At 41.1% G+C, this 11,752-nt stretch carries 13 protein-coding genes; 5 read left to right on the forward strand and 8 right to left on the reverse strand.

Annotated features, from left to right (window positions below):
* Positions 1-297 precede the first annotated feature (297 nt).
* The 3 genes from F1E73_RS08385 to dnaA are packed head-to-tail and all read right to left on the reverse strand — an operon-like array spanning position 298 to position 2,926.
* On the reverse strand, positions 298-1,020 hold the full coding sequence (locus F1E73_RS08385; protein WP_086478034.1) for an SAM-dependent methyltransferase: 723 nt from the start codon (positions 1,018-1,020) through the stop codon (positions 298-300).
* Entirely contained in the window at positions 1,021-1,488 is a 468-nt protein-coding gene (locus F1E73_RS08390) for a low molecular weight protein-tyrosine-phosphatase (RefSeq protein WP_086478035.1), read from the reverse strand.
* 13 nt (positions 1,489-1,501) lie between these two features.
* Positions 1,502-2,926, reverse strand: a complete 1,425-nt coding sequence (gene dnaA / locus F1E73_RS08395; protein ID WP_086478036.1) for a chromosomal replication initiator protein DnaA — start codon at positions 2,924-2,926, stop codon at positions 1,502-1,504.
* 199 nt (positions 2,927-3,125) lie between these two features.
* On the opposite strand from dnaA, the gene F1E73_RS08400 reads away from it, so the two are divergent.
* A complete protein-coding gene (locus F1E73_RS08400) occupies positions 3,126-3,524 on the forward strand; it encodes an acyl-CoA thioesterase (RefSeq protein ID WP_086478037.1) in 399 nt (132 codons plus the stop codon).
* Here the strand turns inward: F1E73_RS08400 and F1E73_RS08405 are convergent.
* From F1E73_RS08405 to ribD, 4 genes are read right to left on the reverse strand one after another with little or no spacing between them, the layout of a single operon-like run.
* The gene (locus F1E73_RS08405; protein WP_086478038.1) at positions 3,513-4,127 is read right to left on the reverse strand and encodes an IMPACT family protein; all 615 of its coding nucleotides are present in this window, start codon (positions 4,125-4,127) and stop codon (positions 3,513-3,515) included. The genes F1E73_RS08400 and F1E73_RS08405 overlap by 12 nt on opposite strands.
* An 8-nt stretch (positions 4,128-4,135) precedes the next feature.
* A complete protein-coding gene (locus F1E73_RS08410; protein ID WP_150451657.1) occupies positions 4,136-5,005 on the reverse strand; it encodes an EamA family transporter in 870 nt (289 codons plus the stop codon).
* Positions 5,005-5,607 carry an HAD family hydrolase gene (locus tag F1E73_RS08415; RefSeq protein WP_086478040.1) on the reverse strand — a complete coding sequence of 201 codons (603 nt, stop codon included), beginning with the start codon at positions 5,605-5,607 and terminating at the stop codon, positions 5,005-5,007. The genes F1E73_RS08410 and F1E73_RS08415 overlap by 1 nt, the downstream gene beginning before the upstream one ends.
* Positions 5,600-6,649: a bifunctional diaminohydroxyphosphoribosylaminopyrimidine deaminase/5-amino-6-(5-phosphoribosylamino)uracil reductase RibD gene (gene ribD / locus F1E73_RS08420; RefSeq protein WP_150451658.1), complete on the reverse strand. Its 1,050-nt coding sequence runs from the start codon at positions 6,647-6,649 to the stop codon at positions 5,600-5,602. The genes F1E73_RS08415 and ribD overlap by 8 nt, the downstream gene beginning before the upstream one ends.
* Before the next feature lie 154 nt (positions 6,650-6,803).
* On the opposite strand from ribD, the gene prmC reads away from it, so the two are divergent.
* The 4 genes from prmC (at position 6,804) to F1E73_RS08440 (ending at position 11,005) form a co-directional block, all read left to right on the forward strand.
* Complete coding sequence (gene prmC / locus F1E73_RS08425; protein ID WP_150451659.1) at positions 6,804-7,655, forward strand: peptide chain release factor N(5)-glutamine methyltransferase; 852 nt, start codon at positions 6,804-6,806, stop codon at positions 7,653-7,655.
* 182 nt (positions 7,656-7,837) lie between these two features.
* The gene (ligA, locus tag F1E73_RS08430; RefSeq protein WP_150451660.1) at positions 7,838-9,835 is read left to right on the forward strand and encodes an NAD-dependent DNA ligase LigA; all 1,998 of its coding nucleotides are present in this window, start codon (positions 7,838-7,840) and stop codon (positions 9,833-9,835) included.
* Positions 9,836-9,845: 10 nt separating this feature from the next.
* Positions 9,846-10,679, forward strand: coding sequence for a fumarylacetoacetate hydrolase family protein (locus F1E73_RS08435; RefSeq protein WP_150451661.1), 834 nt, complete (start codon positions 9,846-9,848; stop codon positions 10,677-10,679).
* A gap of 17 nt (positions 10,680-10,696) precedes the next feature.
* Positions 10,697-11,005 carry a hypothetical protein gene (locus F1E73_RS08440; protein ID WP_086478045.1) on the forward strand — a complete coding sequence of 103 codons (309 nt, stop codon included), beginning with the start codon at positions 10,697-10,699 and terminating at the stop codon, positions 11,003-11,005.
* Between the two features lie 132 nt (positions 11,006-11,137).
* Here the strand turns inward: F1E73_RS08440 and F1E73_RS08445 are convergent, their stop codons facing one another.
* The gene (locus F1E73_RS08445) at positions 11,138-11,740 is read right to left on the reverse strand and encodes an NIPSNAP family protein (RefSeq protein WP_223883394.1); all 603 of its coding nucleotides are present in this window, start codon (positions 11,738-11,740) and stop codon (positions 11,138-11,140) included.
* Between the last annotated feature and the right edge of the window lie 12 nt (positions 11,741-11,752).

Consider the following 11,752-nt stretch of genomic DNA (forward strand, 5'->3'; position numbering starts at 1 on the left):
AGGAATTCATGAATGCTGCGCATTTCAGCGATGGAAAAAAGTATTGAAAGGCCTGTTGAAAGGTGGATTATTGTTGTTGAGCTTACCTGATAATTTTGATTACACACAACTTTTGAGCTTGATCCTTTTTTTATGCGACTACCGCAATGTCTAAAATAGGAGCAATATGATTAGGTCTAAAAACGGCCATAGGCCTTTGAGAATATACCGCAGAGAGTATAAGAGGTTAAAGAATAGATTGTTAGTCTTATTCTTTTAAGTGGATATCTTAGCTAAGCTAAAAAAAATAGTGATGTCTTAAGCCTGAATGATAAAGATGGTTGGCCTTTTATGCAGGTCTACCGAAACCCCTTTCCATTCTGCAACTGTCTTGGTTGCAATAAATTCGGTTGGCAGGGTTAAATTACAGGCAACGCAGACTTTGGTATTTGGCGACAAGATTTTAATGAATTCGGCCAATAGCTTGTCATTTCTATAGGGCGTTTCAATAAAAATCTGTGCTTGCTCTCGTTCCCTAGATAACTTTTCAAACTTCTTAAGGCTTCCTTTTCGTTCACTTGCCTCAATAGGTAAGTAGCCATTGAATGCAAAGCTCTGCCCGTTAAGTCCACTAGCCATCAATGCCAATAGAATGGAAGAGGGGCCAACTAGTGGTACCACCTGAATCCCTTTTTGGTGGGCGATATTCACCAATTCTGCTCCAGGATCGGCAATTCCGGGGCAACCGGCTTCAGACAAAATACCTACGTCGTAACCTTCTAAACAGGGGTCTAAAAATGTCGGTAATAAGTGAGGCTCCGTATATTTATTGAGCAGGTTGATGTGTAGTCCTGGCTGAGATTTCTTAGCGCTTATTTTTTTTATAAAATGCCGAGCAGTTTTTTCGTTTTCCACTACATAGTGGTCAATTTGCTCTATAGTGCCCTTTACAGAGATTGGTAAAACCTCCAAGGGGGCATTATCCCCCAAGGTACTGGGGATTAAATATAATTTGCCGTGTATGTTGCCGTTAGCCGCCATTTAGACGGTATGTTTTAGATTCAATTCTTCGGCTAGTTGCTCACATGCCATATCTATTAGTTGGTATACATGTTCAAATCCATCGTCACCCCCGTAATACGGATCTGGAACTTCCTGATCTTCTGTTGGTAATTGATGCAATAGCAATTTTACCTTTTGTTTTTCACGGTCGTCTTGTGCCAAGGCAATTATATTTGCGTAGTTGTCCTTGTCCATGGCGAAAATATGGTCAAATCGCTTAAAATCTTCTGCGGTAAATTGCCTGCAACGTTGCATGCTGATGTCTATCCCATGCTTTTTTGCAACTGCAATAGATCGTGGATCTGGCTGTTTTCCAATGTGGTAATTGGCTGTCCCGGCAGAATCCACCAATACAGAATCAGTATCAACTTTCCCTTTTAAAATGCCTTCTGCAAGAGGAGATCTGCATATATTTCCTAAGCAAACCATCAGAATTTTCGTGCTCATAAAACAAATTTTTTTATGAAAGTTTCTTCGTTAAATCGTCTATATACTTTCTAAACTGCTTATCTGTTTCTCCTAAATTGTCTACCGTCTTGCAAGCGTGTAGCACGGTAGCATGGTCTCTCTTTCCAATTTGGGATCCAATACTTGCCAGGGAAGCCTTGGTGAATTTTTTGGCGAAGAACATAGCGAGCTGTCTTGCTTGAACAATATGGCGCTTGCGCGTTTTGGATTGTAGGGTGGCGACGTCCATTTCAAAGTAGTCTGAAACCACTTTTTGGATATAGTCTATAGAAACTTCACGCTTGGTGTTTTTCACAAACTTTTCAACCACCATCTGGGCCAGTTCCAAGGTAACTTCTTTTTTGTTAAAGGAAGATTGTGCAATCAAAGAGATGATGGCTCCTTCCAATTCCCGGATATTGGTTTTAATATGCTTAGCAACATAGTCTATAATATCCTCTGGCATTTCCACACCGTCCCGGTACAACTTATTCTTGAGAATGGATATTCTAGTTTCATAATCTGGGCTCTGTAGCTCTGCGGATAGTCCCCACTTAAAGCGCGATAATAAGCGTTGTTCTATGTCTTGCATATCTACAGGTGCCTTGTCTGAAGTAAGGATAACCTGCTTGCCATTTTGATGTAAATGGTTGAATATGTGGAAGAAAACATCTTGGGTTCCCGATTTTCCAGATAGGAATTGTACGTCATCTATAATAAGAACATCTATTAACTGATAGAAGTGAATAAAATCGTTCCTAGTATTTTTCTTTACCGATTCTATATACTGTTGCGTAAATTTTTCAGCCGATATATAAAGTACCGTTCTTTCCGGATACTTATCTTTAATTTCAACACCGATGGCATGGGCCAAATGGGTCTTTCCTAAACCTACGCCTCCAAAGACAAGCAAGGGGTTAAAAGAGGTGCCTCCTGGTTTATTGGCTACGGCCATCCCTGCAGATCTTGCAAGCCGGTTGGCATCACCCTCCAAAAAGTTATCGAAATTGTAATTTGGATTTAGCTGGGATTCAATTTTAATATTCCTGATTCCAGGAATCACAAACGGATTCTTAAGCTGAGGGTTTTTGGATTTTACGGCTACGTCCAACTCCTGTGGTTCTACATTGGACCTATTGGAGCTAGGGATTTTCTCCGTAAAAGGTTCCTTGTTGCCATAGGTGTTTTCCATTTTAATGATGTACACCAATTTAGCGGTCTCACCAAGTTCTTTGGTAAGCGCTACTTTTAGTAATTTTACGTAGTGCTCTTCCAGCCATTCATAGAAGAATTTGCTGGGAACTTGAATGCTCAACGCCTTGTCCGATAATTTTATCGGTTTAATAGGCTCAAACCAGGTTTTGAATGCCTGCGGTTGGATGTTGTCTTTTATGAAGTCCAAACAATTGATCCATACAGAATTTGCAGTAACACTCATTTTTAATAATTTCTTTATTTGGTTAGTGTAAAGTTTAATGTAAATGCGGAGGAAAACCCGCGGTTTCAAGTTAGGCAAATATGTGAACAATTATCCTAATAAAAAAATGGGAGTGGGGTTGATTATATCCTTTTTTTTCCCCATGTTGTGACCAAATTTTTGCCGAATATTAAATATATAGTTTTTTAGCCGATAAAACATGGGGATTAGTAAGTTTTCTTTTAGGGTTCGATATGGAGAGACAGATCAAATGGGAGTGGTGTACCACGGGAACTACCCGCAATACCTAGAGATGGGACGGGTTGAGTGGTTAAGGTCGATAGGCATTTCTTATAAAGAGATGGAAGAAAACGGAATTATATTGCCAGTAATTTCATTGCGCATAGATTATAAAAAATCGGCCTTATACGATGACCTGTTGACGGTTACTACAAGAATCCGTAAGAAGCCTCTGGTCAAAATTGAATTCGACTACGAAATACACAATGAAGCGAACGATTTATTGGTTGAAGCGCATACCGTTTTAGCTTTTATGGACTCCAAGGCAAACAAGCCTATGAAATGCCCAGATTTCATTTTGGAAAAGCTAAATTTCTAGACGTTTTATTTTTATTGGATGCATACCAAGAAACATTTTTTCTGTACGGTCGGCATTCTTTTTTCTAACTGATACCACAATCTGGCAATCCATTTCCATTTTTTGGGATACAATTTCTAATTGATTTTGTTTGATGGCACGCATTACCTTATCCATTTCTGGATAGTCAAAGGATAAAAGAAACTGCTGCTGTAATGTTTTCTCAATTATCTGAGCACTTTCCAGTGCCATTTGTGCTGCGGTACGGTAGGCAGTTATCAGTCCGCCTACACCAAGCTTGGTTCCCCCAAATATCCTAGCTACCACAATTAATACATTGGTGATTTCAAAAGATTGAATTTGGCCATAGATGGGCATCCCAGCAGAGTTGTTGGGTTCTCCATCATCATTAGCACGATATTTAAGATCCTCTATTCCCAATTGCCAGGCATAACAAAGGTGGTTGGCCGTGGGGTGTTTCTGTGCAAGTTCCTCCAAGATAGGCTTTACCTCCCGTTCGCTTAATATGGGGTAGGCGTATCCAAAAAATTTGCTTTTCCTTTCTTTAAAGATGATTTCCGGGCTGGGGGAACTTATCGTTTTATAGGTGTCTATTGTTGCCATAAAATAAATTAAAAATATGCTACTAATAGGATGCTGATTACAGCTAGCCCAATTCCTGTCCAATTTTTAATACTAACCTCTTCCTTAAAAAGCATGATGCCCAAAAGGGTGGTGATCATAACAATGGCTACATTGTTAATAGTAAAGATAGAGGCACTGTTCAGCGTTTCGTGCTGTAGAGCAGCCAATAGAAAATATATGGAAAAATAATTAGGTACTCCCAATGCAATCCCTCCTAGTATGTTTTTAGAGGTAAATTTCTTCTTATTCTTGTCCTGGGAGGGTTTTATTGCCACAAAAAGGAGTCCGGTAGTGGCTGCAAAAGCAAATACAGTTGCCGAAAACAGGGGGAATTCATCTTTGGGGATCCTTGTCTCTTCCAAAAATTTTATACTGCTATCTATGAGTCCAGATCCCAAAAATACTAGGACTGGCAATAGATAGGTGCTTTTTTTTGAAGGGGTGGACTTTGCCTTAGCAGAAGAAAAATAAACGGCTGCTAGGGCTATAGCGATTCCCACAACCTTTAAGGGTCTCAGCTTTTCATTATAAGCAACTACTCCTATAATCACCGGAATAACCAAGGACATTTTGGTAGCAACCGAAGCCACGGAAATACCGCTTCTTTGGGAGGTGGCTGCCATTAGGTTGAAGACCAGGATGAATAACACCCCCAAAATAAGAGTGCCCCAGAACCAAGGCTTACCTGGAATTTCAGTTAAAATCACCGATTTTGGAGAGAGAGAGAAGCCCACCAAGGATGCCACCAGGTAATTAACAACAATAGCGTAGGAGGTGTCTATGCCTGTTTTGGAGTACATTTTAAACACCACAAAAATGATGCTCGAAAATATGATGCTCAGCCCCAGGTCCCACATTACAGTCTGGTCTTGAGGTCTACTATGTCTTCCTTGCCCACTTGGAGGTGCCAGGTCTTTATACCTAGGGTAGCTGCTGCTTCTGTATTCTCTAGCGTGTCATCTATAAAAAGGGTCTCGTTGGCCTGTAGGTTGTTCTGGTCTAATACAAACTCATAAATTTCCTCATTAGGCTTTCTAAGTTGTATCTCATGGGATAAATAAAACTGCTCAAAACAATTTTTAAATCTGTTAAAGCGATCCTTTCCCATAATTTCTTCTACATGCGGAATGTGTAGGGCATTGGTATTACTCAAAAGAAAAAGTCTATATTTTTTCTGAGCAGCCAATTCTTCTATGAAATTAAGTCTGTACGCTGGAAAGTCCTTAAGCATGGAATTCCAAATTGCGGTAATCTCTTCGGGAGAAAGCTGATTGAATTCGGACTGAAGTTGGGTGATGAATTCTGCTGAACTGATCTTCCCAACTTCAAACTCTTCGTTTAAACGAAAGTACTTAGGTGGAAAGGTTTCCATGCCTTGATCTACGAACGCATTAAATACAACCTGCTTGTCTAGGTTGATAAAGATATCGCCAAAATCGAAAATAATATTTTTAATCATGCTCTATAATAGTTAGGGTATCGCTCAGTACAGGGATGCTTTTTACTATTCGCCCTTGTATGGACGGGGATTTTAATCCGGTTCCAAAGTGGGAGCTACCTGTAAAAATGCGGGCTTCGTCCCATAAATTGGCATCAATAAAACTTTGTAAGGTCTTGGCGCCTCCTTCTATAATTACACTTAGTATTTGGTGCTTATGGAGGAGGGTGCAGACTTGCTGTGCCAAATTACCATTAAAATCCAACTCCTCATAATAAATGCCCTTTTTGGGATTCTTAGGGAGTTTACTAGTAATTACAATGGTCTTAACGGAAGTATCCAACACATGGAAATCGCTTGGAATCTTTAATTCGCGATCCAAAACAATCCTTACCGGATCTATTCCTTTCCAGTGCCGTAGGTTTAAACGAGGGTTGTCCTTTATTACTGTTTGGGTGCCGGCCATGATAGCCTGTTCCTCTGCGCGCCATTGATGTACCAATTGTTGGGAACGGGCATTGCTAATCCAGAATGGCTCAGGGTTTTGGGATCTTTTCTCCTCTTGGGGGGCTATAAATCCGTCTCGGGTCTGGGCCCATTTTAAAATTATGTACGGACGTAATTTACTGTGGAAGGTTAAGAATCGCTTGTGGTGTTCCCTGCACTCTTTCTCTAAAACCCCAATTAGCACTTCGCATCCAGCTTGTTTTAATTTTTCCACGCCCTTCCCAGCCACTTTTGTATGTGGGTCCAGTACGCCAATGACTACTTTGGGGATTTTGTGTTTTATTATAAGGTTTGCACAGGGAGGGGTTTTCCCTTGGTGGGAGCAGGGCTCTAAGCTAACGTATAGGGTAGCCTCCCCTAAAAGCGACTGGTCCTTAACGGAGTTTATTGCGTTTACCTCTGCATGGGGTCCACCGTAGGGGCTGGTGTAGCCCTCACCAATTATTTTTTGGTTGTGCACAATTACACTGCCCACCATGGGGTTGGGAAAGGTGGTGCCAAGACCATTTTTGGCCAGTTGTATACACCTCAAAATGTATTTTTCATGTATCTTCACTCCGCAAAAATAGCACAATATTGGTAGACTATAGAAAAGAAGGAAGCTAGTACTTTCAATAGGAAAAAGCAATGGTAGGTTTAAAAATATTCAGACCATTGAGTCTCACGCTATTGTTTTACAACAACCGATATTAGGATATTAACACATACCAATGCAATTAAAAGAAATTAAGAATATTTATCATAAGGAACTAGATGCGCTTTATCCAAAAGAAGAGGTAGATAGTTTTTTCTACTTAACTATTGAGCATTATTTGGGTCTGGAACGTTTTGTTCTGGCATTAGAGCCTAATATGACCATAACTAAGGAGGAGGAAGGGCAGTTGTTTAATGTCTTGAGCCAATTAAAACTGCAGCGGCCTATTCAATATATATTAGGAAGCACCCAATTTTGTGACTTAGACTTTGTGGTAAATGAACATGTACTGATACCCCGCCCGGAAACAGAAGAGTTGATCTACTGGATTTTGGATGAGCTACGCCAGGAGGAAAAGGAGCGGAGTGTTTTAGATATCGGGACAGGGAGCGGATGTATTGCCATCTCCTTATCTAAATTCCTCCCTAAAGCCAGCGTGCAGGGATTGGATAATTCCAAAGAAGCACTAAAGGTAGCTCGGGAAAACGCTAAGGGTAATAAGGTAAAAGTTGATTTTTTGGAATTTGATGCCCTTGCTTTAGATGATTTTGAAGGAAAATTTGATGTGATAGTTTCTAACCCGCCTTATGTAAGGGAATCCGAAAAAAGTGCCATGAACCATAATGTGTTAGACTATGAACCGGATACAGCCCTATTTGTGTCCGACGAAAATCCGTTGTTGTTTTATAAAAGTATTGTTAGGTTTGCCCGCCGCCACTTGCACCCAGGCGGAATGTTGTTTTTGGAGATCAACCAATATCTTGGGAAAGAAACCAAACATCTTATGGAAACAGCTGGTTTTTCGGAAATTGAGCTGAGGGAAGATGTCTATGGAAACCAAAGATTGTTAAAGGGGACATGGTCTTAAATCGGTCAGGAACTATAAGGTTTAGGGGGTGGGTAGGTAGAGGAATTTTACTGGATCGAGTCCCTAGAATACAAAAGTAGCAATAAGAACTTGGAAGGTAGATGGTAGTTGTAAAGCACATCCAAATTAAGTTGGCATAGCCAGCGATCCCTGCCAAATTAGATAATAAAGAAAAGTTATAAATGGAAATTAAGAAGCAAATAGAGCAATTGCGAAAGGAATTGAATCAACATAACTATAATTATTATGTGCTGGACAATGCCACCATATCAGATTATGATTTTGATATGAAGCTAAAGGAGTTGCAAGCTCTTGAAAAAAAGCATCCAGAATATTACGATCCCAATTCCCCAAGCTTGCGAGTAGGGGGTGCCGTCACCAAGAATTTTATGACGGTGGTGCACGGTCAGCGCATGTATTCCTTGGATAATTCCTACTCCAAAGAAGACTTGGAAGATTGGGAAAAGAGAATTCAGAGGATTCTGGGAGACGTGGAAGTAGCGTATACCTGTGAGCTTAAGTACGATGGGGCGTCTATCAGTCTCACCTATGAAGATGGAAAGCTGGTTAGGGGCTTAACCAGGGGAGATGGAATACAAGGAGACGACGTTACCAATAACATAAAAACCATTAGGTCTGTACCTCTGCAGTTACAGGGGGATTATCCTAAAAAATTTGATATCCGAGGAGAGATAGTATTGCCTTTTGAGGGCTTTGCACAAATGAATGAAGAGCGAATCCAAAATGGGGAGGAGCCTTATATGAATCCGAGAAATACTGCTGCGGGAAGCTTAAAATTACAGGACAGTGCTTTGGTGGCAGAACGTCCCTTGGAATGTCTTTTATATAGTATTGTAGGGGAAGACCTGGGGTTGGAATCTCAATTTGAAATGTTGGAGAAAGCTAGGAGCTGGGGGTTTAAAGTACCAACCGTGGCCAAACTTTGTAAATCTATAGATCAGGTCCTTCAATTTGTGGAGTATTGGGATGTGCATAGACATCAGCTACCTTATGAAACTGATGGGGTAGTGGTAAAGGTAAACAGCCTACAACATCAAGAAGAGTTGGGCTATACCTCCAAATCCCCACGTTGGGCGATGGCGTACAAATTTAAAGCCGAACAGGTTTCAACCACTTTGGAAGAGATCACTTATCAGGTTGGGCGTACAGGGGCTATTACTCCGGTGGCCAATTTAGAGCCGGTACTATTAGCCGGTACTACGGTAAAGAGAGCCTCTTTACACAATGCCGATCAAATTGAAAAATTTGATATTCGGGTTGGGGATACTGTTTTTGTGGAAAAGGGAGGGGAGATTATTCCCAAGATTATAGGAGTGGATTTCACCAAAAGACCCTTGGATTCTCAACCCACTAAGTATATAGATCAGTGTCCGGAATGCGGTACCCACTTAGAGCGTGTAGCGGGGGATGCCAAACATTTCTGCCCTAATGAATACGGTTGTCCCCCACAGATAACAGGACGTATTCAGCATTTTATTTCCCGCAAGGCGATGGATATTGAGGGGTTGGGTGCCGAGACGGTAGAATTGTTATTTAGAGAGGGGCTAATCCGGAATTATGCCGATCTCTACAGTCTTACCAAAGAACAAATACTACCCTTGGAACGGATGGCAGAAAAATCTGCTGAAAACTTGATAAAGGGAGTGGCAGAATCGGTTCAAATTCCGTTTGAAAGGGTGCTTTTTGCCCTTGGCATACGGTTTGTTGGAGAAACAGTGGCCAAAAAACTAGCCAAAGCCTATAAGAGTATAGACGCTTTGCAGAATGCCACCAAGGAAGAATTGATGCAGGTAGATGAGATTGGACAGCGTATCGCAGAAAGTGTGGTAGACTTTTTTGGAAATGAGGTCAATTTGGAGATTATTTCTAGATTGAAAGCGGTAGGGTTACAACTGGAAATTTCCGAAGATTTGCTGCTCAATCAATCCGATCTTTTTAATGGGATGACTTTTGTTGTCTCGGGAGTATTTGAAAATGTTAGTAGAAACGAGCTAAAAAAACTAATTGAGGATAATGGAGGCAAGGTAGGTTCCAGTATTTCCTCAAAAACTTCTTATCTTGTTGCAGGTGATAAAATGGGACCCAGTAAAAGGACTAAGGCAGAGAGTGTTGGGGTTCCTATTATTTCTGAAAGCGATTTTATGGCTATGTTGAACTAATATACTGCGTATGAGGATTTTTAAAACAAACAGTGGCATCCTAGTCCAAAAAGAGGAAAAACACTATCTCTTAGAGACAGATTGGGATTCCTTCCTTTGTAATGATGCTGTTTATGCGGACACTCTTAAGCGCATCAATCAAATGACGCCTCTAACTAGTGATACTTCCGAGCTAACAATAAAACCATTGCCACCGGTGGGTAAACAGGAAATCTGGGCCTCGGGAGTAACCTATTTTAGCAGTAGGGAGGCGCGGATGGAGGAATCCAAGGATGCTGGTGGGGGCGACTTCTATGACAGGGTTTACCATGCGGAAAGACCCGAGTTGTTTTTTAAAAGTGCTCCGTACCGTGCGGTGGGACATGGGGACCAGGTGCGTATCCGAAAGGATTCTAAATGGAACGTGCCCGAACCCGAACTCACCCTGGTGATCACTCCAAATGCAAGGATAGTGGGCTATACCATAGGTAACGATATGAGTTCTAGGGATATTGAAGGGGAAAACCCCCTATACCTGCCCCAAGCTAAAAGTTATGATGGTGCTGCGGCGGTAGGCCCCTGCATTCTGCTCACAGAGTCGCCCATAGGATCAGAAACCATTATTGAAATCCAAATAGTACGAAACAATGAGGAAGTTTTTAAAGGAAAAACCAAGCTGGGTCAGATGAAAAGAAAACCGGAGGACCTAGTGCATTACCTCTTTCGCGAAATGTCTTTTCCGCATGGTTGCCTATTAATGACAGGTACCGGGATAGTGCCCCCAGATTCTTTTAGTCTGCAACAGGGAGATCTTATCCATATTTCCATTGAGGGGATAGGGGTTCTCAGTAATATTGTTGCTTAAATATATTAGTTGTTAAGATGTCTAAACCTAAGAATTACGAAACGTTTGTAACCACTTTAGAAAGTAGTACCCCGCCTAGGGGATGGTCCGATGCGCTAAAGGCCATGTGGTTCGATTGTAAGGGGGACTGGGAAGCTTCCCATGATATTGCACAGGAAATGTATACTACTCACGGAAGCTGGATTCATGCCTACTTACATAGACAGGAAGGAGATAAGTTTAATGCAGGATATTGGTACCGACAGGCAGGTAGAGAGTTTCCAACTGTAAGTTTGAAGGAAGAACAACGGCAATTGGTGGAATATTTTCTAAATCAACAGCCATAGTAATTGCGGTATTGATCTAAAAGTAAAGTTTATTATATAAAATATAGGCCCTGGTTAATTCCATGGCCTATTTTTGATGATAGGTATCCATTCCCTTAATATAAGGGCACGGAAAAGCCATACAGAATAGGATTAATAATCGGAATATTCCGTAGGGTAGTAGAAGTGGGTAACATTTTTAGATACGTTATTTTGATATTTTGGGTCTACTTTTAATTGATTCCAAACGGGTGATTCAGAAAACGATTTCCAATGCGCATCCCTACTGGCTTTGTTTTTAAAGGTGGTCATGTACATAAGGTTGGGCATGTTGGCCCCGGACAAAACTTCCCCATAGAAAACGGCATTAAATCCTAAGTCGTTGAAAAGCGTTACTTCTCCACCCTCGTTAAGCATAGCCACTTTATTAATGTACTTAGCCTCGGTAGCAGACTCATAGCTTCTCAATTCGTATACACGGTCTTTGCGGGGTCCGGTTAAAGGGGTGGGGATCATCTTAGGCATATCTATAAATGCTTTCATAAGAATAGATTCAACCCTAGTGTAGGGCGGATTCTCATGAGGAGCATCTAAGAAATCTTTGGCAGCTACCATATAATCCTTGTCTTTTTGGAGTTCAGCATCCAAAATCTCCAATAGCTGAAGGCTTTTCATGGGTATCAAAACTTTAATACTACTGGGGTTTAAGGAATCGATTGTCCTAGGCTTAAAAACGCCTATGTTTTTTATGTTCAATCTTTTTAGGGC

Source organism: Arenibacter lacus (assembly GCF_008711145.1).
Lineage (GTDB): Bacteria > Bacteroidota > Bacteroidia > Flavobacteriales > Flavobacteriaceae > Arenibacter > Arenibacter amylolyticus.

Bases quoted from the DNA above. Each gene is read 5' to 3' on its own strand.
- F1E73_RS08385 (WP_086478034.1), bottom strand. From the start codon at position 1,020: ATGGCGGCTAACGGCAACATACACGGCAAATTATATTTAATCCCCAGT.
- F1E73_RS08390 (WP_086478035.1), bottom strand. From the start codon at position 1,488: ATGAGCACGAAAATTCTGATGGTTTGCTTAGGAAATATATGCAGATCT.
- dnaA (WP_086478036.1), bottom strand. From the start codon at position 2,926: ATGAGTGTTACTGCAAATTCTGTATGGATCAATTGTTTGGACTTCATA.
- F1E73_RS08400 (WP_086478037.1), top strand. From the start codon at position 3,126: ATGGGGATTAGTAAGTTTTCTTTTAGGGTTCGATATGGAGAGACAGAT.
- F1E73_RS08405 (WP_086478038.1), bottom strand. From the start codon at position 4,127: ATGGCAACAATAGACACCTATAAAACGATAAGTTCCCCCAGCCCGGAA.
- F1E73_RS08410 (WP_150451657.1), bottom strand. From the start codon at position 5,005: ATGTGGGACCTGGGGCTGAGCATCATATTTTCGAGCATCATTTTTGTG.
- F1E73_RS08415 (WP_086478040.1), bottom strand. From the start codon at position 5,607: ATGATTAAAAATATTATTTTCGATTTTGGCGATATCTTTATCAACCTA.
- prmC (WP_150451659.1), top strand. From the start codon at position 6,804: ATGCAATTAAAAGAAATTAAGAATATTTATCATAAGGAACTAGATGCG.
- ligA (WP_150451660.1), top strand. From the start codon at position 7,838: ATGGAAATTAAGAAGCAAATAGAGCAATTGCGAAAGGAATTGAATCAA.
- F1E73_RS08435 (WP_150451661.1), top strand. From the start codon at position 9,846: ATGAGGATTTTTAAAACAAACAGTGGCATCCTAGTCCAAAAAGAGGAA.
- F1E73_RS08440 (WP_086478045.1), top strand. From the start codon at position 10,697: ATGTCTAAACCTAAGAATTACGAAACGTTTGTAACCACTTTAGAAAGT.